Consider the following 21,198-nt stretch of genomic DNA (forward strand, 5'->3'; position numbering starts at 1 on the left):
AAAATATTCTGGACAGTATGTTTAGCACATTTGCGATTTATGATGATTAAAGTTAGCCGCATTATTAATGCGGCTAACTTGTTATTTTTTCGTTTGAAAAAAACCTGTGACTTTTTCTGCTTGTAAGCCTGTTTGATGCCACTTTGTTTGCTCTTCACAAAAAATGTTTGCGTCGACTTCTTTGCTTGGCTCTTGATCTAGGCTGCCTGCAGGTACAATCAAAAACTTTTTATTTTGCGTTAAAAACGGCAGCCCTGAGCCGCACTCGGTACAAAATACCCTTGAAAAAGCACGGGTAGGATGATCGAATCGCTTGGTTAGCTGCTCACCTTTTGTCCATGTAATATTTGTTGGTAATGTAAATAGGTTTGCAGCATGCGCGGTACCTGTAAGTTTGCGGCACTGTTCACAATGGCAAAAAAAGAATTTTTTAAAGTCATCTTTAACACTAAAGCTCACTGCACCACAGCAACAACCACCGGTTAATTGTTCGCTCATCTTCTCTCCAAACATTAAATTTCAATGGACTACAAAACACTACGCTAACCATTAACTTTATTTTGTTCAATCCCGACTTTTGGATACATTTTGCAAGGTAAAGCTAAGCACAAATGCAAGACAACTGAACACAGTGAAAAGTGCCATGACTGCCACTAACGAAAACTGCGCAATCATTCCCGATACCAAACCAATAACTAGTAGTACCACACCTATTAAGCTATTACTTAGCGCAACATAATCGGTGCGCTTATTGCCTTGTGCCATATCAACTAAATAGGTTTTACGCCCTTGCCTTACACCTTCATGTACCACCAGCAATGTAAAGAATAGCACTAAGTAATACAGGCTATGATTTTCATTCAGCCACATTAGTGTCGCTGCCACCGCGCAAATTACACTATTAATTAATGCTGTAAAGGTGATTAAAAATTTACTGTTTTTATCCGCCAACTTCCCCCAAATACGACCACTGATAAAACTTGCAATACCACCGAGTAAAATTAAACCAGCAAGCGAAACATGGCTTGAAGTTTGGTTGGTTTGCGCCATTAAAACAAAATAGGGTGCAGCAAGACCAGAGCTTATCATTAAGCTTCTGACCATTACAAAACGAAGAAACTGTGGGTCGCTTTTTAACAGATGCAGGTTACTTTTAAGAACCGATTTAGTATCCGATTGCTTATCTATGCTGCCTGCAAATTCTTTAATCGCACCAAAGCTAACTGCACTTAACAAAAAACAACAGGCTGCAAATCCGAGTAAAACATCTACGCCACCCAATTCACTATCACGAAAATATAAGAACACAGCTAAAACGATACTTGCTAAGCCTGCGATACTTGCCGCAGTACCCAAGAGCGTTCCGCGTTTACTTTTATCGATAGTTTTACCAAGCACATCTTTATTGGCAATAGATGAAATAGCGCGGGACAAACTAAACACCACTGTGAGTAACACAATAGCGATACCAGCACTAATGCCTGAAAAATTAAGCGCAACACACAATAAGGCAATCACAATTGCGCTTTGTAGTAACGCACCATAAATCAAAAAGTGTTTACGTGTGGGAAAACGACGAATATAAGCGCCAAGCATAATTTGCGGCAACATCGAGCCAGACTCACGAATTGGCACCAATAGTGATGTAAGAAACACCGGTGCGCCAGTGCTTGCCATCATCCAAGGCAATACTACTTTTGCACTTGTAAGCGCGTCGGCGATTTTGCTAAACACTAAAGCCATTAAAAATAGCAGGTAATTGCTATGCTGCACTTGGCATGCGTTATCACTGAGTTCACTACACTTTACGTGTTTTTTGGTGTTTAGCTTTGCATGGAGTTTATCGTTTAACTTTGAAAAATAAGGCATAAATCCTTTTGAGATGAGGCTATTTAATAAGGTGGTTTCAGTAATACTACGCGGTGCTAACACTAAACGATCAAACAGATAACTGCAGCACCAAACAATATTTACCTGTTAGCCATTGGATGGTCGGCATTTAATTGCAACAGATCCCAACGATTACCGTATAAATCTTCAAATACTGCAACAGTGCCATAAGGCTGCTCTTTAGGCTCACGAATAAAGTGAATACCAATTGCTTTCATACGTTCATAATCACGCCAAAAGTCATCGGTATTTAAAAATAAAAACACCCTGCCACCTGCTTGATTACCAATAAACGGTGCTTGCTCTGGCTTAGATGCTTTTGCGAGTAACAAGGCTACCCCATGTGAGTTTGGCGGAGCCACTACCACCCAGCGTTTATCTTGCTCAGCTTGATAGCTGTCTTCTAACAACTCAAACTTGAGCTTATTTACATAAAAATCAATTGCTTCATCGTAATCTTTAACAACAAGCGCAACGTGCACAATATTCTGTTTCATAGAAATCCTAAACGATTTTGAATGCCGGAGCGTGTTAACCTTCTCGGTCTAAATTCTGTTCAAATCCATAGCGCTTTGATCACAGCGTCGCTTGGTAGGAAAGTAAAAAACATAACGCTATGAGGTGAACCTATCTGGCAGCGTTTGTTTTGCATTTATACTGTGTTATCGCTCATTTATGTAGAATACTACACTACAATCGCTCTGCCTTGTCTAAATACCAAACAAACTGCCGCAGAAATTGACAGAAAAGCTCAACACGCTCTAATTCTGGATATTAAATACGGTGTCTGACAGTTTAATCGTTAAAACAACAAAGGCGGCCTAAGCCGCTTTTGAAAAAAAAAGCCTATTTAGTTAATTGCAGTAACTTCGGGTAAGGTGTAACTGCCATTTAATACCGACTCACCTGGTCGATAGATTCTAAATAGAAAATTCCACCCAGCAGAAACATCTACTCGGTTTATAACATTTCCACAAACGGCCTTTGAACCAAAGTAAGCGTCAAATGTGCCATTATCATTTAGTGTTGTATTTGATTGGTTAAACACATTGTTATCGCTTTTCATAAAACCATCATCGCCATACACAGTTATTGACCAAAAACCTTGGTTCTCTGGCACATTATAATTAGCAAAATAACATGTGTTTAAATTTGCTTCTTTTGGCTGATAATTTAGATAAGTTGCTTCATATTCAGGAAGTAATCCCCATGCTGCAGCTGCTGCAAAATGGCGAGTTTTCTCGTTAACTTTACCACGCTCACCCATCATACCGGCCCAACTATCAAACTGCTTGCTACCAACTTCATAGTTTTTACGTAATGAATCAAGGGACTCCCGATCCCAATTAAATCCGGGAAAATCATTATTACGATTAGAGACAACTTTAAATTGATCTTGCAAGGCATTGACCAAAGCAACTTCATCTTTATTCGATGGATTTTTGACCTGAATTCGCACAATCACATATACAAACTCAGTGTCACTTTTGACCTGATAAGTGCCTGGGTTATGAATAATATCAACCACATAATGATCGTTATCAATGATATATACGGATGCGTAGCGATCATCTGGCAGTTTTGGAAAAGTAACTGATAACCCTTCTTTTGCATCAAATACACCACCGGAATAAAGCACATCCCTATTCATTCGAATTACCGTTTGCTTATCTAGTGGTGTTGGCGTTCTAAAATGAAAAAAGGTATTTGTACCACCAGCATTATCTACCATCGCAGCAAACATATTGTCTGTTTCAGCACGAACAAATGAATCTTCTGTGACTAACTCTCCTGTTTTCGCATGCAAAGCACCACAGAAACTAGACAACAAAAACAATCCATTTAGCACTATTTTTTTGCTAACCATAAAAATTCCTTTTAATTGTTGAGATAAACACAACCGCTATTCGTTAAGTTATTAATAAGCTATCAGCTGAATAATTAATTAACAATAAAAAGCGCTTTAAGCTTTTATTTGGCAGCTGACTTTGCAGCTATAAAAGTAAAAAGCTTTTTTACGTCGCATTCAGAGATATCAAGTAAGCAATGCTCAATTAATAATGAATACAATTGCTGTGCTGAAGTGATGGGATACACGGCTTGTTCATTTAAAGCATCATCAAAAAATGTGACTTCACGGTTGCGAATTAACACCCGCTCGTTTTCCATAACGCGAGAAACCACCAGGTTATTCACAAATGCTGCGCCTTCGAATTGTGAACTATAAAAATGCCCAATATTGCAATCCATTTCAGTAAACTCAGCTAAATCAAAGCGGTATAGGGTTATAGGCTCTGCATTTGTTGGCGTATATTCAAGCCGATAATGATTATTAGCCATTGCTTTAATGGTATAACGCCCGCTGATGGTATCAATATCGGCATTTTTTAGCGGCACAATAAAACGTGGGTTCATAACGCCAAAACCCACATCTACAATGTATTTTTCGCCTTCAAATTCTAATAAGGTAACACGGTGTAAGCGGCCATTGCCCTCGTTATCATCAAGTAACACTCTAGTAATGAGCGGCCTGACATTAAAACCTAGTTGCTTTAATACCACATACATTACTTTGTTATGTTCAAAGCAGTAACCGCCGGTTTTATTAAAGACTAGGCGCTCAAACAAGGCGTCTTCATCAAGCGATAAATTGGCGTTTAAAATCACATTGCTACTGCTAAAGGGTAAAGCTGCAATATGCTGCGCTTTAATATGGCTGATAAGTGAAAGCCCAGTAAGCGATGTATTGATGTTTAATTGAGTTAAGTATTTTTCGACTAATTGCTCCACCACTTATCTCCTAATTATTTAAAGCAGTATTAAATTTGGCTAACGCGTTATCTTCTAAATTAAATCCTTCACGGCAGCTGACATGTAAATGTGCCAAATAGGGCATATCAAAATAAGCAAAGACTTTCTCAAAAAAACCATTAAAAATGGGGCATAACTCATCACTTGCCGAAGTGGCTAAAACAAAGGTTGGCTTATTAGCAAGGGAGCGCGCTTTAATTTTAAGAGCCTTCATATCGGTAAGCTCGGTAATACGATCAATTAAGGCTTTAATCGTTGCGGTTGGTGCATGCCAATAGACAGGAGAGGCAAAAATTAACTTATCTGCTGCCAGAATTTTTTCGACCAATGGATAAAAATCATCCTCTGGGTAATTATTTTGATAGTTGTAAGGAGTAATTGTTAAGGCATCAATATCAATCACCTCTAAGTCATGATGCTTTGCAATTTCATCAATCAGTTGCGCGGTATTACCTTGTTTATTAGCACTTGAAAATAAGACTAATTTTGTCATTTGTTGGCAGTCCATTTTTTTAAATTTGTGTGCACTTTAAAAGCTCAGGTTAGGTTGAGGTAAAGTGTTTTTTTATAAAAAGTTTCAGGCACTCAATTTACCTTATGAGTACCTGAAGAGTTTGGTGAAGGGTATTAATCCGAAAACAAAGAACGAATGGAGCTATTTAAATTTTGACGACTCATAAAAACACCGATACCCGTTATAACAACAAGAATGCTAATTAAAGTCATGCCAAGCCAGATAAAATCTGGCACATAGTTAAGTGAAAATTGTGATTTATAAATCAGTTGCCCCGCTAAATAGGTGCCGAGTATTGCCCCTGTCGCGGTAATAAATGCGGTGACCAACCACTCAATCATATTTAGCTGTAAACAGGTTTTTCGGGTAAAGCCAAAGCTTAAAATAATGCTATTTTTCTTCTGCTCTTTTGGTTCAACCGCTTTAATTGAAGCAATAATCACCACTAAAGCTAACAGCGCAATCATTACCGCAAAGCCTGCTATTACTTGCGTCACCATCGCCAATGTTTTATCAAAACGTGCAGTAATTTCTTTTAAACTTACCATACGTAAGGTAGGAAACTGCTGCCACAATAATGCAAGTAACTGCCATTGGGTATCTGCAAGTTCAATACTGGCCATAGTGTAATGCGGCGCTTCAATAAACTGTGTTGCAAGTTCCGGCATTTGCACCCAAAAGGTAATAGAGCCTGCCCCCGGTTTAAACGCATGACTTGCACTTATCGTAAAGTCATACGCTTGTTGATTAATATAAAATGTCAGTGTATCGCCAAGCTTTAATCCTAAGTCTGTCATTACCTCTTGTTCAACAGATACTTGCTGCCAGTTTTGTGTCTCTTCTTGCCACCATTTACCGCTTTCTAAACGATTATTGCTTGGTACCGTTTCACTCCAATGAAGACGAATTGCATGGCTAAACGTTGCTAAGCTATCACTTGGTTTATCGCTAAATTCATCGAGCGATAGATCATTTATATGAGTGAGCTTTGCATTAAGATAAGGTTTTACTTGCCTAATTTTAATGCCCTCTTCAGCTGCCCAATTATCAATAAATTCCATTTGTTTGCTGCTAGCTTGAGAGATAAACACATTACCGTCATGCTGGCGTTGATACATCGACATAGTTTGACCAAGGTCACGTAATAACATCAGGGTAAATAGTAATAAAAATGCACATAGGCCCACGCCCAAAATTTGCGTACTTTTACTGACTAAACGCTGCTTCATCATAAACAATGAAAAGGGCACTAAACCTGAAAACTGAGATGTGACCTTTTCACCAAAAGTTAGTCCTCCCCAGCTCATTAACAACATAATCGCCACGGTTGAAAGCACCGCAATTATCATCATGGCGGTTAAAAGCGCATTATCAGAATAGATAAATGCCACAATAAACAGCACTAAGATACTCGCAACTTTACTTAGGCCAGTATTCACCGAATTGCTATGGCCAATAAATTGCTTTGCTACGCTATTTTTAATTAGTGCAAACCATACTGGCGCTTGAAAAATAGCAAAAATAAACATCACTGCAGCCACTGATTTAAGTGCTGGTTGCAGCTGCCATTGCCAAGTTAAATTTGTAAAGGTGCTCGTTAAAAACTGAACCAAACAATAGTGCCCAGCCATCGCCAGCACCATCACAACGGGCAACAGCACAAGTACGCCAATAAACCATTTAAACAGCGAAATTTGAATACAGCTTGCTTTACTTGCACCTAGGCTCATACACAGTGCGCTAAAGTAGCGCTCTTTTCGCATTTGCACTTGTGCTAACTGCTCTATCGCGATTGCCGCCATAAAAAATAAGATAATCGAGGCAAGGCCCATAAAATTTTCTGTTCGCTGCCAAAAACGTGCAAGCGGATGCTCACCTTGTTTATGAAATAGCTGCGCCGCTGGCAAATGTGATTTTTGCCATGTAATGAGCGCATTTCGTTGCTGCGTAGTGGCAGCGATTAAATAACGATACTGCACTAAGTCATCAGCAAAATTTAGCGCGGCTAAATCGTGTTGGTGGATCATTGCGCGCATTGCCACTGAATGACCCTCCATTAATCGGTCGGGTTCGTGTTGAAGCACCCGCTCGACTCTAAAGCTGTGATTTCCAATTTGCAGCATTTCGCCAGGGGAAATTGCTAAGCTCGCAAGTAAGCGTGCATCAAGCCAAATATTGCCTGGCTCTGGGCCATGTTTGCTTACTTCCCCCTCTGATTGTAATGAAGCTGAGCTGATTAACTCTCCTTGCAATGGGTAATCACTGCCAACTGCTTTTAACTGAGCCTGTTGATACTGCCCGTTATGGGTAAACGTGGTGTTTATTTGTTGTGTCACCACTACCTTGGATGCAATTTGGCTTACGCGTGTAAACTGTGTGTCATTCAGCGTTTGCTTTTGACTTATCACCACATCGGCGCCTAATAGACCATTTAGATTATGCGCTAAATAATTTTGAATGCTGTTACTGGTAAGCGTTAGCGTAACAATAAACAGTAATAGCAAGCCGTGTACCCAACGCAATAAGCGCTGCTGGTTGCTTGTATATTCTTGCCAATAAAATTGCCATGCAAGTTTTATATTTGTGATTAACATGCTTCAGCCTCCAACTCAAAAGGCAAGGCTTGCGACAGTTTGCCATTTGCTAATTGATAAACATGCTCTGCATGCTGTGCTAATTCATTACTGTGGGTCACAATAATTAGGCTTGCGTTGTTTTCTTTACAGCAATTTATAAGATGCCTTGCCACTTCTTGCGCGCTTTTGGGATCTAAATTCCCTGTTGGTTCGTCGGCAAAAATAAACTTTGGTCCAAATACCAGCGCCCGCGCAATCGCGACACGTTGTTGCTCGCCACCACTTAATTGGCTTGGTTTATGATTTTTACGATGACCTAAGCCCACTTTTTCAAGCCAATGCGCTGCTTTCGTGATTGCCTGTTTATCGCCTCGTAATTTTAGTGGCAAGGCAACATTATTAAGTGCAGTTAGTTCCGGCAATAAATGAAATTGCTGAAAGATAAAACCAATTTGATCTCTGATAGCATCTAATGAAAATCGCTTATTACCCTCAACATAATTCACTTCACCGCAACTTGGGTTTTCAAGTCCAGATGCAAGCATCAGTAAGCTAGATTTACCCGCCCCCGAAGGTCCTGTAATTGCGTATGACGTACCTTGTTGAATAGTCATATTTAACGCTTTGAAAAGCGTGATTGTTTCATCGCTTGCAGCAAATGACTGGCTTAAATTTTTTAATTCAATGTAGTTTTTCATAATTTGGCTCACAAAAATCGAATGTGGAACCAGCTTAAAGGGGTGGATGTGAAATAGATGTGAAGACGATTTAAAACATAAAAATCCTCTTCACAAAGCTTTCACATGGTGTTTGTTAGCCTATCTTCACAATCACAACCTCTGAGACTTTTTTATGTTTATAAAACTCCTAATTACAATTATTACTTTATGTACTTTAAAAGTAAGCGCCGCTAATTATAAGGCGCTTGAGCCCACCGATTACCAAGTATTAATCAATGACGCAATTACCCAATTTGAACAAACTCCACGCGACAAATGGTCATATCAAGTGGCGCGTTACGAAAATGAAGAAGGCGATATCACCAGCAGTATTGAGCAATTTAATGCCAACAACCGAAGATGGCATTTATTAAAAATCAATGAGCAAACACCCAGCGAAGCAGAGCAAAAAGCGTTTTTGCAAAAGAAAGAAAAGCAAAAAGAAGGCGTAAATATTTCAATAAAATTACGGGAATTAATAAACCAAGAGTCCCTTACACTTCAAGGTGAAGATAACGATTATCTTTTTCTAAGTTTTTCGGTGAATTTAAAAAAACTAGGTAAAAAGGCTAGTCAAAAACTCGCTGGTAAATTGTCTTACAATAAAGCGAATAAATACATTGAGTTACTTGAAATCGAAAATACTGCGCCGTTTTCACCGATGTTTAGCGCCAAGATTACCGACTTCAATATTCAATTAGCATTTATTAAACGCGATATCAGCATTTTACCTAAGCACAATAAAATGACGATGAAAGGCACATTTGCCTTTTTCACTAAAATTGAGGAGCTATCAACAGATACCTTTTCAAATTACCAACGCTTGCAACCTTAACGTTTAGCGTAACATTTGTTGGTGCTTAAGTGGTGTGATGCCGCGCCACTTTTTAAAGGCATGGGTAAATGAAGATTGTTCTTGGAAACCAAGCTCAAAGGCTGTTTCTGCAATGCTGTACTGAGTTAGTAAAAAATCGACTCGTGATTGACGCTCGAAGGTTAATAACTCTATAAATGAGGTGCCTTGTTGTTTCAGTTTGCGCTGAAGCGTTCTTGGACTAATAAAAAGCGCTGCTGCGATCCGTGTTTGATCACATTGGCGTAAGCTCGCTTTTGCTTTTAACAAAAGCGTCACTTGCTCTTTGATATTGCTATGCGTATTGCGTGCTTGAAGTTCGCTTTCTGATACTTCAATTAACGCCCTAAACATCGCTTTGTTTTCACTTGTAAAGGGGATTGACAGTAACGCTTTTGAAAAAATAATACTGTTCGTTTTAGCGCGAATGGTCAACTTACAATTAAACCAATCGCTCAGGATCGCAAGCTCATCAGACGTTAGATCAAATGCAAAAGTGATTTCGTCGGGTTTATACATTTCACCTAAAATTTTTCGCACCGTTGCTATCCATGCTGTGGTATTTCTAAGCACCATATGTTTGCAGTTGGTACTTTTAGGGATCCAATCAAGCTGCACTTGGTTCTCTAAAGGATGAACATATGTATCGCCTATATCGGCCACCAAGGAGTCAAAACGGATAAGAGCATCAATCGCTTGCGACAGGTTTTCACAGCTTTCAACAAGGTAACCTAATACGCCATAGTCTTTTGCCTGAATACGCTTCCCCAGTTCAAAGCCAAATAAACTTTGCCCACTTAACGTTTCACCTAAACTAAGCAAATCAATGTAATGCTCCATCGCAATGCGCCCTGCATTTTCACCACATGCCATTGCTGATGGCGTTATCCCTAAGTCCGTTAAGTAGCTTAATACACTTTGCACATACACAGTTGAAACCGATGCCATAACCTTGTCGTAAAATAACAAAAACTATGTCGTATTAGCGCAAGATAAACAAGCAAAGTCAAATTAAGCTGCTAAAAGTCGTGATTAACATATAGCGTTTATGATTTCAGTTAACTATCAAAAAGCAATTAAGGCAACGCCAGATCAAATTTTTACTAAGTTGATTGATCACCCTAATTTGGATCAATTTTTTAATGCTAATTTTGCAGTGATAAAAGAGCAAGACGGTGGAGAACCTTTAGGAGGTAAGGGCTGTATTAGGCAAGTATCCATTTTTGGTGTGTCGTTTTTAGAAGAAATTATTACAGCAAATGAAAAGGAAATTCGTTATCGCGTTTTAAATGACTTCCCTGTTAAAAATCATGAAGGGGTTATTTCTTTTCAGGCCCAAAATCACGCCACAACAGTCAATTACTCCATTAAGTGCCAATCACCTTGGTATTTACCACGTTTTATATTGCGCAAATTACTTGCAAGCGACATTCGTAATTGCTTAGATAAATTAGGAGCCTTATATGATCCCCGTTGAACTCATTCTATTGGGGTTAAGCCCCGTGTTTATTATTTGCGTTGCTTTAGAGTTTATTAAGGCACGTAAACATTACAATGTTAAAGACAGCATAAACAACACCGCACTTGCGCTTTTACACCAAGGGGCAGATGCGATTATTTTACTGTTACTTATGCCTATGTTTAACTGGCTTCATCAATTTTCGCTTTTTGATATAAAGCTTACCGCGACATCTTTGCTAGTTGGTTTTATTTTACAAGACTTCTTGTATTACTGGTTTCATCGCGCATCACACAATATTCATTGGTTTTGGCTCGCTCATGTGGTGCACCACAGTTCAACCCATATGAACTTTACTACGGCATTTAGGCAAAGTGTGTTGTACCCAATTGTTGGTATGTGGTTATTCTGGTTGCCTATGATATTAATCGGCTTTTCACCCAGTTTAGTGTTTGCCATTGTGGCAATTAACTTAGCGTATCAATTTTTTGTACACACTCAGGTGATTGGTAATTTAGGCTGGTTGGAAAAAGTATTAAATACACCAACTCATCACCGCATCCATCATGCGACGAATAAGCCTTATATCGATAAAAACTACGCTGGCGTACTGATTATTTGGGATAAGTTATTTGGCACTTTCGCGCCAGAAGATAAGTCGATTACCATTAAATACGGCATCATCGGGGAGTTACCAAAAGATAATCCTCTGAGCACCAATTTTAAACAGGTATTTGTTTTGAAGGATAAGTTAAAAGCGGCAAACACCTTTAAACAAAAGCTAAGCGTGTTATTTGGCTACCCTAGTCATTAGTTAGATTAAGCTCATCTTTGCTGTATAAACGGGTGTATTTATCAACTATGTTGCTTATTACACCTTGTTCATAAAGCGCATCAATTGCAGCATTTAAACGGGGTAATAAATGCTGCTTTTGTTTATTTAAGCGAATGCGTAATAAACCTTGGGTGTGTAATTTTTGAAATTGAAGATCCACATCATACTTTTTCGCCCAGTAACTTGCAGTGAGATCACCAATTAAGATGCGTGATACACGGGCTTTTTTAAGTGCTAATATGAGCTCTCGTTCAGAGCGAAAATCTACGCGGTTAAAAGTGTTATCGTCATAATAGTAATAACCTAAAACAGTGCCGATATTATGATGATCTAAATGTGCTGTTTTGCTCTTGTCGGTTAAACCAACAAAATATTCCTTTATTGTAAATAAGGGTTTAGATAACACAAATTCAGGCCCAACATATTGTTTGGGAAACCACTCAGCACACACGGCATCAAAGTCTAATTCACCATCGATTAACGCTTGGTTGGTTCGCTTGGGCGGCATTTTCACTTCAATACCAGGGATATTTGCTTGCTCTAAAATTCGCGGAATAAGCTCACCGAGAATGCCAGGTGTTGCCTTATCTTGCATATAGTAAGGTACCCAGTTGCTTGAGCCTGAAGAATTATAACGTAAGCTGTTTTGATCTGCAAAGAGTTGAAAACACACCAAACTGCACAGCATAAGTACGATCCGTTTCAAAATACCTCCAGCGTTTAAACCGTTGCGATATAAATAATTACTTTAAAAAATAACTACCTATAGTTTAGTTCAATTTCATCGTTCTGTTACATAAAACCATTAAACGAATAATGTGCTATTTGCGATCCTTTTGGCCATAAAAAAAGGCCTACATGTAGGCCTTTTCATTTACCAATATTACTTGGTTTAGATTAGTTTTTTTAGCTTAGTGCTTACTTGCGCGCATCTTTAAGTAAGTCCGCTACAAGGAAGCCAAGCTCTAATACTTGATCCGCATTTAAACGTGGGTCGCACTGCGTACGGTAACGTTGTGCTAAGTCTTCTTCACATAAACCATATGCACCACCGGTACACTCAGTTACGTGCTGGCCTGTCATCTCTAAGTGAATACCGCCAGGGTATGAACCTTCGGCTTTATGAACAGCAAAGAACTGGCTAATTTCGCGCATAATGTTATCAAAACTACGTGTTTTATAGCCATTGCTCGCTTTTTCAGTATTGCCGTGCATTGGATCAGAACTCCAAATCACTTTACGGCCTTCTTGCTGTACTTTGCGTACAAGCGCAGGCAGTTTTTCAGGTAATACATCAGCACCCATACGCGTAATTAAGGTTAAACGACCAGGGATATTATCTGGGTTTACCGCATCAATTAAACGAATTAGTTCATCAGGGTCCATACCTGGACCCACTTTCACACCAATTGGGTTTTTAATACCACGGAAGAACTCGATATGCGCATGGTCAAGTTGACGTGTACGCTCACCAATCCACACAAAGTGTGCAGAACAGTCATACCAATCACCTGATAAGTGGTCGCGACGCGTTAACGCTTCTTCGTAACCAAGTAATAATGCTTCATGCGACGTAAATAATTCTGTTTCACGAATATTTGCAGAGTTGCTGGATGTAATACCACACACTTCCATAAACTGCAGTGCATCTTGAATGCGATCCGCAAGTTCTTGGTATTTGTTTTTCAGTGGATTAGCCGCAACAAAGCTCATATTCCAACGGTTTACTTGGTGTAAATCAGCTAAACCACCTTGTGCAAATGCACGCAGTAAATTAAGCGTTGCAGCACTATGATGGTATGCTTGCATTAAACGCTGTGGATCTGGAATACGCGCTTCTTCAGTAAATTCAAAGCTGTTAACAATATCACCACGATAAGACGGTAAACTCACGCCATCAATCGTTTCTAAATCAGCTGAGCGTGGCTTAGCGTATTGACCTGCAACACGAGCAATTTTAACAACAGGGCATTTACCACCATAAGTTAAAACCACGGCCATCTGCATTAGCGTTTTAAAAGTATCGCGAATGCTCGCCGCATTAAACTCAGAAAAGCTCTCTGCGCAATCACCACCTTGAAGTAAGAAGGCTTTACCTTCACACACATTTTCTAAATATTTAAATAAGCTACGAGTTTCTTCAGCAAACACTAAAGGCGGTGCTGAGTTAAGTTGTGCTTCTACGTTTGATAATTGTTCAGCGTCTCTGTAATTCGGCTGTTGTTGAATAGGGAGATCTCTCCAACTATTCGGGCTCCAAGGTTTCACTTCATTTTTCCTCATTCCAATATAACCTCAGTTCCGAATTTACAGGGCTAGAATTAAATTTCAAGTGATAATTTGTCTAGTTCCATGATATTTGGTAATAAGCATTATTTTCATAACTTATTTGCGCCGAATTGAGCCCAAAACAATCAACAAGATGCGCAATTTTAATATCTCGCCCAGCTTTAAATTCGCCGATTAGAGAACCATTTTTCATTAATAAACAGGGGTTTTGCGATTTAAGTGCAAAATTCACTTCGTGATGGGATGCTAAAACACAAATTCGCTCACTTATTTGCTGTAAAAAATTCACCAGCCACAAAGTATGTTTTATATCTAAGCCAGTAAACGGCTCATCCAATAACAACAGTGACGCTTCTGGTTTTAATAATTCATCACAGCCTAATAAAGCAGCGCATAAATAACAGCGCTGCCTTTCACCACCCGATAAAAACTGCAGCGGTTTTTCCAGTAAGCTTTGCACTTCAAGTCCGCTAATCACTGGATGGTGCCTTAACAATTCTTTCAAATGCTTTTTGTCACTATCAAAACAAATCGCCAGCATTTCATAACCAGTTATCGCAAAATGGGTTTGGTTCTGCTGCGTTAAATAAGCGCGGCGACGCGCTAATTGTTGTAAAGAAAGTGATGAATACACATCATTTGCAATCGAAAGCGCATCATAAGTTTCACAATAAAGACCCGCGATGCAATCGAGTAACGTTGATTTACCTGCACCGTTGGCACCAAGTAAATGATAAAACCCAGGGGTTAATTGCAAATTAGCGATACCTACCGAAAAACCCAAATAAGGCGTTACGTTAAGATTTGCAATGTTCAAAGATACTGGCGCTGTCATTACATTTGCCCCCGATGAGCAAAATGTTTAAACAACACCCAAATAAAGAGTGGTCCGCCAAGGCTTGCACTTACTAGTGCAAGCGGTAAGTTGGTACTCATTAACGTACGGGAAAGAAATTCAATAAACACCATTACTGCCGCGCCAACAAAACACAGCTTTGTGAGTAAGTACTTATTATCATTTCCAAACATCATTCTGCATGCATGAGGCACTAACAACCCAACAAAAGCAACAATGCCACCCAGCGATACCGCAATGGCCGTTAATAATGCAGCAACAGATAAGCACTCAATGCGAAGGCGTTTAACATTAACACCGTGTAATGTGGCAGTGCGATCGCCTAAATAAACAAAATTAAGTAAACGGCTGCGACGCTTTAAAAACCAAGTAATTGCTGCGGTTACTAGCAACATCACAACAGCACTTTTAACGGTAACGTGTTCAAAGCTACCTAACATCCAAACACTAAATACCCGCAATTGATCATTATTTGAATAAAAAATAAACCAACTTGATATCGCCGATGTGATCGTTGTAATACAAATACCCGCTAAAATAATTGCTAAACTAGCGAAGCTACCCAATTTCTTTGCAATAAAGAAGATCAAACTTATCGCCAGTGCAGCACCACACAGGGCAAATAAAAACATATAAAACACACTAAAATCAAAGGATGCTGAAATGAGCCCTGCCGCGCCGAGAATCACAGACAGCGACGCTATTCCCGAAATACCTAATAAACTAGGCTCTGCAAGAGGGTTTGCCAATAACAATTGAAAAAGATGACCCGCGATGGCTAAACACATGCCAACGGTGATCGCGGTAATAATTTTCGGCATGCGTAAATCAAATAAGATAACTTTGTCTATCTCATTTAAATGCCAAGGAAGTATGTTTTTACCGCCATTAAGTCCCACAAAAAGACTCAATAAAACCACCAGTAATCCCATACCATAGGTAAAAGTGACCTGTTTGTTCATTTAACATGAAAACTAATTTGTAATAGTGCGTTTATATCAGAAAATCAGCCATAAAGCTTGTTCTTGGCACCTGCTACCAATACTATCAATAGCATAGAAACCAAATTAACGTGTTTTTAATGAATAAACGCTTTCTATTGCGCGCCCATTTCGATACCTGTAACCAATTAGTTGCCGAGCTACAAGAGGCGTTGAAAAATGCTGAACTTGAGTTTTGCCACTATTACTTACTGCCAAAAATAAAAGAAGAAGCGCACCATAGCCCGCCAACGAATATTGAAGTGCAACCATTTAAAGAGATGGAAGCGCTCAATCTTTGTTTAACTGCCTATAATGATTGGTTTAAGCAACCACGTTTTAGTGGAAAATTACTGACGCGCCACCCTGCGGTGATTGGTATTAAAGGTGTTGACCCAAAAATTGAAGCGTTAATCTTAGCGATCAATGCGGAAAAGCACGCTTTTAAGCAGATCGTACTGTCAGAAAAAACCAAAGATGCGCGCTTTGAACTAGTGCACAGTGCTATTCCAAACTTAATTACCTTGGCGTTTTACAGGCAACTCTTTTTTGAGAAACGACCAGCATATTCACTGCGTTTTACCTGGATGCATAAACATTCCATTCAGCATTTAAACGTAAAGCAAGCATTGGCATTTCTACAAAATAATCAAAGCCAAAAACCCTTAATAACTGAGGATAAAGCTGCTTGGAATGTGATGCTTGAAAAGGAAAAACAGCGAATTATCAATTTAGGCGATGATCACAAATTACGTATTCGTCGTCCAATTCGTGTATCACCGCAAGTGAATGTGCGCTTTAGTGCAAGTGATCGCTACCATGTAAGCGCTGCCCTACCCTTTATATTATTTAACGCAGAACAAACAGAAAAAGTCGGGCAACTGAAAAATTACGCGAAAAAAGCAGACGCTAGGCAGAAAAAAAGCCGCTATTTAATTGAGCGACTTTTCTTAGAAACACCTTAAAAGAGATTAATCTTCAACAATTTGAACAATATCTTCTTCGTTATCAATCACAATGGCATCGTCGGCTAAACGTTTACCACTTTGGATCTCTAAGCGTTTCTTTTGTTTGTTTAAGCTAAGCATTTCTTCACAGAAATCATCCGTTGGGAACATTTCATAAACGTAATCGATGATCTTGCCTGTCTTATCTTCTTTCACATTATCGATGGTGTAATCTGAAATTACGCCTTTACTGATAAGATCTTTCATCGTTGTCGTCATATCACGGCGCAATGCTTTGAGCTTATTTTCAGTAATTTCTTCATCACCCGTAATAGAACCGTACTTTTCCATAATTGAAAGTAAACGGAAGTGATGGGTTTTGCCAGGTGCTGCATAACGCCATAAGTGATACAAACGCAGCATCATCCAACGTGATAAACCACGTTTTAATTCTTGCGCACGATTGAAGTAATACCCTTTATATTCAAGGTTATCAATCATGTTGTGTACAAAAGCATTTAAACAAGCAACACACTTTATGTTGCCCCCCTGCCCTTTCTTACCGCTAAAATGTAAAGACGATAAGAAGTTCATATTTGACTCATAGAATGAATCATCAACATCTGTATTTTTGGTGTCTTTTGCGGAGTATTTAAAGCTCAGTTTAGAACCTTGAAGAGCTTCTAATGCTTCTTTAATTTGAGGGTAAGGCATTGATTGACCAACGCTTTTAAGTTCTTGCGCTAGTTCATTCATTGAAAATACAACCGCGTATTGAATACCCGATTTAAAATTGATCTTTACAATTTTACCTTTTGACGCCAAGCGGATCAGCGCACGCTCAACCTTCTCTTCGCGATCAGATGGCCAGACTAAAAATTCTTTTTCTTCGCCTTGCTGCTTGGTACTAACAACAGCAGGCGTAATTTTCAGCTCACCTTCATATTGAATACCATCAATTCGCTCTGAAATACGGCGCGTTACAATAGTTCTTCCCGGCGCTTCTTCAACAGGCAGTTTTTTATGCCCAGAACGCACAAAACGACCCCAAAGATCGTAATGGTTGAAGGTGTTAGAATAAGCGCGTAAATCGTGGCGAGCATTTTCAACAGGAACACGAACATCTTTATTATCGGTAAATAATGCCAAATTCTCATTATCAACAGCGCTTTCAACGCCGTGGATCTGACCACGTAAGGTATCTGGCAAATTCTCAACCGAGATATTTACTTTGTTAGACATTCAAGTTCCCATCTAAATTATTATTATCTGTTAATATCATCACAGATCATTACTAAAGTTAATTAAATTAGTTAGTAAAATTATGATCCGGCCTTTATTTTTTTGCCCAGATCAAATTTTTACCAACTTAAAATAAATAAAACGACATTTTTGCAATTGAATAGTGTAAAAAGTGTACTGACAAATCAGATTTTGACGTACTGAGATCAATTTTTTACTAACAAAGCGTTTTCAGAACGATATTTTACCAACTCAAAGGCCGATTTATTAGTATAAATCTCGTTTTTTTTACCTAAACAGCCCTTCAGTTAGTAAAAAATGGTTCTGAGCCACTAAAAATAGGTGATCAATAGACTGAATGTGGATAACTCAAGATCGAATTAGTACGGATCTGATCTCAACCAAGTTAGGATCCGATCTTAATTAACACGATCTTCGATATTTGTTAAAATTGTATTCAATTTCAATGCATTATCTTAGTAAAAAGCTGATCTAAACGGCCTTTTTTGTGAATTGTGCTGTGCATAAACTGTACATTAACGGTGAATATAAAAAACACTCAGTAAAAGGCTGATCTCGTAGTAGATATAAAACGGATCTTTACCAAGTATAAATGAGATCCAGAAAAAAATAATAAAACTATATTTTACAATTAGTTATGTAAACTATTCACAGCTCTAACCTTAAATACCTTAGTATTTAACCACCTTTAAACTTATCTTTTATACCTTAGCAAAGTAATAATGTAATAAAAGGCTATTTTTTTCTTTCAATTAAATTGATGTCGTCATAGAATGGTGAAAACAGCAAATTTAATGGACATTTGCATAATACACGTAAGTGTTAAGGTTTAGCTATGACAATCACTCAAAATGCGTTAAGCACCTATAAGCTTTTAAAAGCAACAGCAAAGGTAGCAGAAGAATCCTTAGAAGGACGTATTCAGCATTATCGCGCACATATAAAGTCAGATGAAAAAGAATTAAGAACATATACCCAAAAAGCAGCAGCAGACTTGCTTGGGTGTAATAACCGTACGCTTAAACGCCGTCATGACCAAGGAGACTTTGATCACCTCGATATTAAAAAAGGTGCAAATGGTCATTATGCTTACACATTAAGTAATATTTATCAGATGGCGGATATTATGGGCATTCCTGCCGATAACCGTGCACCAGATGATAAATTACAGGTAATTGTAGTTAATTCATTAAAAGGTGGTTGCGGTAAAACAACCAGTTTAGTGAATATTGCTGCTGCACTTGCAACAACTAATATCAAACGTTACCGCATTGGTATTATCGACCTTGACCCACAAGGATCATCAACAAGTTTCTTCCCACCAGCAGAGCCTGATCCAATTACTGTGGGTGATTTAATGCGTGATTGTATTGATTTAGAAGACGGTGAAACTTGGCAAGATGTGGTTTCAAGTGCATTTGTTACAACCCATATTCCAAATATTCGCTTTTTACCTTCAGGTATGGATGACTTTTATTTTGAGCACGAAACTGCAACACAGTTAAAAGAAGGTAAAGGATACGAAGTATCACAGCATTACCATAAACTGCTCGATAAAGTGATTAAGCCAGTAGAAGATCAATTTGATATTATTTTGATTGATACTGCGCCATCATTAAATTTCATGTTTTACAACGCATTAATGGCATCAACTGCAATGCTTATTCCTGTACACCCTGAAGCAGTTGATTTTGATGCTAATAATAAATATTTAAAACGCCTAGGTGAAATTTACCACACGGTAGCGGCACTTGGTCATAATGGCTGGGACTTTATGCAGTTCTTGGTTACTAACTATGTGAAAGGTAACCACTCGCAGCGCGATATCGTAAAAGATGTGCGTAGCGCCTTTGGCCGACAAGTTATGAGTTACCCAATTAATCACAGCTCTGCAATTACTGCGAGTTCTTCGTCTTTTAATACTATTTTCGATCAAAAAACATCCGATAGTTTAGCCAGTCGCGAGTCGCTAATTAAATCGCAAGAAAATATCAAAGATGTGGTCGATGAACTGGAAATGTTGATCCGTTCAAATTGGTCTTCAACACAATGTCAGTTAGAAACAGCTTAATTTAGGTTTAACAATGGCAAAAAAACGTAAAAATGATACTCGAATCGATCCCTTTGCAACGGCAGTGGAATCGAGCAGTTTAGATGCTTTATTAGAAAATGCGAAGGCCGGTGATCAGATCACCATGCCTGCACCTTCAGATCCTAATCGTGAAATTAAGCTTTACTGCAAACTTATTAAAAATCAGGAAATTGCACACACTACTAATGTGTACGGTAAAAACCGCCGTGTGCAAGCGCTGTTAAATGAAAAATCAGTGTCAGATATTATCACCAGCATTAAAAATGATGGTCGTAACCAACACCCTGCACTTTGCTGGCAACAGGGCGATCAAGAAGTTGTTCTTGCCGGTTCTCGTCGTCGTAAAGCATGTATGATCGCAGGCAGTGACTATTTGGTATTAAGCTCACCAGATTTCACTGATGAAGATGCAAAAATCTTAGCCGTTTCATCGGATCAATACATTGCACCTAGTTTATGGGAGCTTGGTCAAGCGTATGCGCAAACCAAGCAAGATCTAATTGATCAAGGTCGCAAAGGCTCATACCGTGAACTTGCTGAAATTGAAGGTGTGTCACATACCGCGATTGCTGATGCATTAAAAGCATATGAAAAATTACCGCAAGAAGTTTTATCTCTTTACCCAACGGCAAATCATGTGGGCCGAGAAGTTGCTAAAAAACTCATTGAAGCACGTGAGAAAGATTCGGAACAATTTGCCACAAAAGTAGATGACGTTAAACAGCGTTTAACAGAGCTTACTCTTGATACGGATGATAAAACGGCACTTGCGATTACCCGTGAACTTACTTACTCAGAGCCAACTCAAAGTGCAACTCGTCAAGTAATTGATATGGGTAACAGTTACATTAGTGCGCAAAAGCATGAAAAAAGTGGTGATGTTGTTATCAAAATTGATAATCGCGTACTTACCGACAAGCGCATGGAACAATTAACCAAGTTACTTGCTAACTTTAATTAGCACTTTCTCTTTAAAAGCGCATTTGCAGCCCAGTAAATGCGCTTTCTATTATCATTTTTTAACCACAGCCTAATCAATATCATAAATTCGTCATAAATCGCCAGAATTCGCTTTGCTGCCCGAGTAAATACCCATATACTGGCAGAATTATTG

20 protein-coding genes are annotated in these 21,198 nt (G+C 38.8%); 6 read left to right on the forward strand and 14 right to left on the reverse strand.

Annotated features, from left to right (window positions below; genetic code table 11):
* Positions 1 to 81 precede the first annotated feature (81 nt).
* The 8 genes from AAEU29_RS08620 to AAEU29_RS08655 form a co-directional block, all read right to left on the reverse strand.
* Entirely contained in the window at positions 82 to 498 is a 417-nt protein-coding gene (locus tag AAEU29_RS08620; RefSeq protein WP_421972941.1) for a GFA family protein, read from the reverse strand.
* A gap of 66 nt (positions 499 to 564) precedes the next feature.
* Complete coding sequence (locus tag AAEU29_RS08625; RefSeq protein ID WP_421972942.1) at positions 565 to 1,932, reverse strand: MFS transporter; 1,368 nt, start codon at positions 1,930 to 1,932, stop codon at positions 565 to 567.
* A 38-nt stretch (positions 1,933 to 1,970) separates the two neighbouring features.
* On the reverse strand, positions 1,971 to 2,387 hold the full coding sequence (locus AAEU29_RS08630) for a VOC family protein (protein WP_274760322.1): 417 nt from the start codon (positions 2,385 to 2,387) through the stop codon (positions 1,971 to 1,973).
* A 353-nt stretch (positions 2,388 to 2,740) separates the two neighbouring features.
* Positions 2,741 to 3,757 carry a DUF1254 domain-containing protein gene (locus tag AAEU29_RS08635; protein ID WP_421972943.1) on the reverse strand — a complete coding sequence of 339 codons (1,017 nt, stop codon included), beginning with the start codon at positions 3,755 to 3,757 and terminating at the stop codon, positions 2,741 to 2,743.
* 104 nt (positions 3,758 to 3,861) lie between these two features.
* Entirely contained in the window at positions 3,862 to 4,680 is an 819-nt protein-coding gene (locus AAEU29_RS08640; protein WP_421972944.1) for an arylamine N-acetyltransferase family protein, read from the reverse strand.
* A 10-nt stretch (positions 4,681 to 4,690) separates the two neighbouring features.
* Entirely contained in the window at positions 4,691 to 5,194 is a 504-nt protein-coding gene (locus AAEU29_RS08645) for a flavodoxin family protein (RefSeq protein WP_421972945.1), read from the reverse strand.
* Between the two features lie 134 nt (positions 5,195 to 5,328).
* The gene (locus AAEU29_RS08650) at positions 5,329 to 7,809 is read right to left on the reverse strand and encodes an ABC transporter permease (RefSeq protein WP_421972946.1); all 2,481 of its coding nucleotides are present in this window, start codon (positions 7,807 to 7,809) and stop codon (positions 5,329 to 5,331) included.
* Complete coding sequence (locus tag AAEU29_RS08655; protein ID WP_421972947.1) at positions 7,803 to 8,489, reverse strand: ABC transporter ATP-binding protein; 687 nt, start codon at positions 8,487 to 8,489, stop codon at positions 7,803 to 7,805. The genes AAEU29_RS08650 and AAEU29_RS08655 overlap by 7 nt, the downstream gene beginning before the upstream one ends.
* A 154-nt stretch (positions 8,490 to 8,643) precedes the next feature.
* Between AAEU29_RS08655 and AAEU29_RS08660 the strand changes: the two genes are divergently transcribed.
* Positions 8,644 to 9,345, forward strand: coding sequence for a hypothetical protein (locus AAEU29_RS08660; protein ID WP_421972948.1), 702 nt, complete (start codon positions 8,644 to 8,646; stop codon positions 9,343 to 9,345).
* A 3-nt stretch (positions 9,346 to 9,348) separates the two neighbouring features.
* Here AAEU29_RS08660 and AAEU29_RS08665 read toward each other — a convergent pair whose 3' ends face one another.
* The gene (locus AAEU29_RS08665; protein WP_421972949.1) at positions 9,349 to 10,311 is read right to left on the reverse strand and encodes an AraC family transcriptional regulator; all 963 of its coding nucleotides are present in this window, start codon (positions 10,309 to 10,311) and stop codon (positions 9,349 to 9,351) included.
* Positions 10,312 to 10,411: 100 nt separating this feature from the next.
* On the opposite strand from AAEU29_RS08665, the gene AAEU29_RS08670 reads away from it, so the two are divergent.
* Positions 10,412 to 10,840, forward strand: a complete 429-nt coding sequence (locus AAEU29_RS08670) for an SRPBCC family protein (protein ID WP_421972950.1) — start codon at positions 10,412 to 10,414, stop codon at positions 10,838 to 10,840.
* Entirely contained in the window at positions 10,827 to 11,636 is an 810-nt protein-coding gene (locus tag AAEU29_RS08675) for a sterol desaturase family protein (RefSeq protein ID WP_421972951.1), read from the forward strand. Before AAEU29_RS08670 ends, AAEU29_RS08675 begins: the two co-directional genes overlap by 14 nt.
* Here AAEU29_RS08675 and AAEU29_RS08680 read toward each other — a convergent pair.
* From AAEU29_RS08680 to AAEU29_RS08695, 4 genes are all read right to left on the reverse strand, one after another.
* Complete coding sequence (locus tag AAEU29_RS08680; protein ID WP_421972952.1) at positions 11,626 to 12,363, reverse strand: substrate-binding periplasmic protein; 738 nt, start codon at positions 12,361 to 12,363, stop codon at positions 11,626 to 11,628. The two genes, AAEU29_RS08675 and AAEU29_RS08680, sit on opposite strands and share 11 nt — an antisense overlap.
* A 212-nt stretch (positions 12,364 to 12,575) precedes the next feature.
* Positions 12,576 to 13,925, reverse strand: coding sequence for a class II 3-deoxy-7-phosphoheptulonate synthase (locus AAEU29_RS08685; RefSeq protein ID WP_421972953.1), 1,350 nt, complete (start codon positions 13,923 to 13,925; stop codon positions 12,576 to 12,578).
* A 76-nt stretch (positions 13,926 to 14,001) separates the two neighbouring features.
* Positions 14,002 to 14,781, reverse strand: coding sequence for an ATP-binding cassette domain-containing protein (locus AAEU29_RS08690; RefSeq protein ID WP_421972954.1), 780 nt, complete (start codon positions 14,779 to 14,781; stop codon positions 14,002 to 14,004).
* On the reverse strand, positions 14,781 to 15,764 hold the full coding sequence (locus tag AAEU29_RS08695) for a FecCD family ABC transporter permease (protein WP_421972955.1): 984 nt from the start codon (positions 15,762 to 15,764) through the stop codon (positions 14,781 to 14,783). The genes AAEU29_RS08690 and AAEU29_RS08695 overlap by 1 nt, the downstream gene beginning before the upstream one ends.
* A 119-nt stretch (positions 15,765 to 15,883) precedes the next feature.
* Between AAEU29_RS08695 and AAEU29_RS08700 the strand changes: the two genes are divergently transcribed.
* Complete coding sequence (locus tag AAEU29_RS08700; protein WP_421972956.1) at positions 15,884 to 16,747, forward strand: DNA replication terminus site-binding protein; 864 nt, start codon at positions 15,884 to 15,886, stop codon at positions 16,745 to 16,747.
* Positions 16,748 to 16,753: 6 nt separating this feature from the next.
* Here AAEU29_RS08700 and AAEU29_RS08705 read toward each other — a convergent pair whose 3' ends face one another.
* On the reverse strand, positions 16,754 to 17,971 hold the full coding sequence (locus AAEU29_RS08705) for a replication protein A (RefSeq protein WP_274760339.1): 1,218 nt from the start codon (positions 17,969 to 17,971) through the stop codon (positions 16,754 to 16,756).
* A gap of 856 nt (positions 17,972 to 18,827) precedes the next feature.
* Between AAEU29_RS08705 and AAEU29_RS08710 the strand changes: the two genes are divergently transcribed.
* Together AAEU29_RS08710 and AAEU29_RS08715 are read left to right on the forward strand one after the other, a co-directional pair.
* Positions 18,828 to 20,063, forward strand: a complete 1,236-nt coding sequence (locus tag AAEU29_RS08710) for an AAA family ATPase (protein WP_372770021.1) — start codon at positions 18,828 to 18,830, stop codon at positions 20,061 to 20,063.
* A gap of 13 nt (positions 20,064 to 20,076) precedes the next feature.
* A complete protein-coding gene (locus AAEU29_RS08715) occupies positions 20,077 to 21,045 on the forward strand; it encodes a ParB/RepB/Spo0J family partition protein (RefSeq protein WP_421972957.1) in 969 nt (322 codons plus the stop codon).
* Positions 21,046 to 21,198: the final 153 nt, after the last annotated feature.

The organism is Pseudoalteromonas aquimarina, assembly GCF_049257255.1.
Taxonomy (GTDB): Bacteria; Pseudomonadota; Gammaproteobacteria; order Enterobacterales; family Alteromonadaceae; genus Pseudoalteromonas.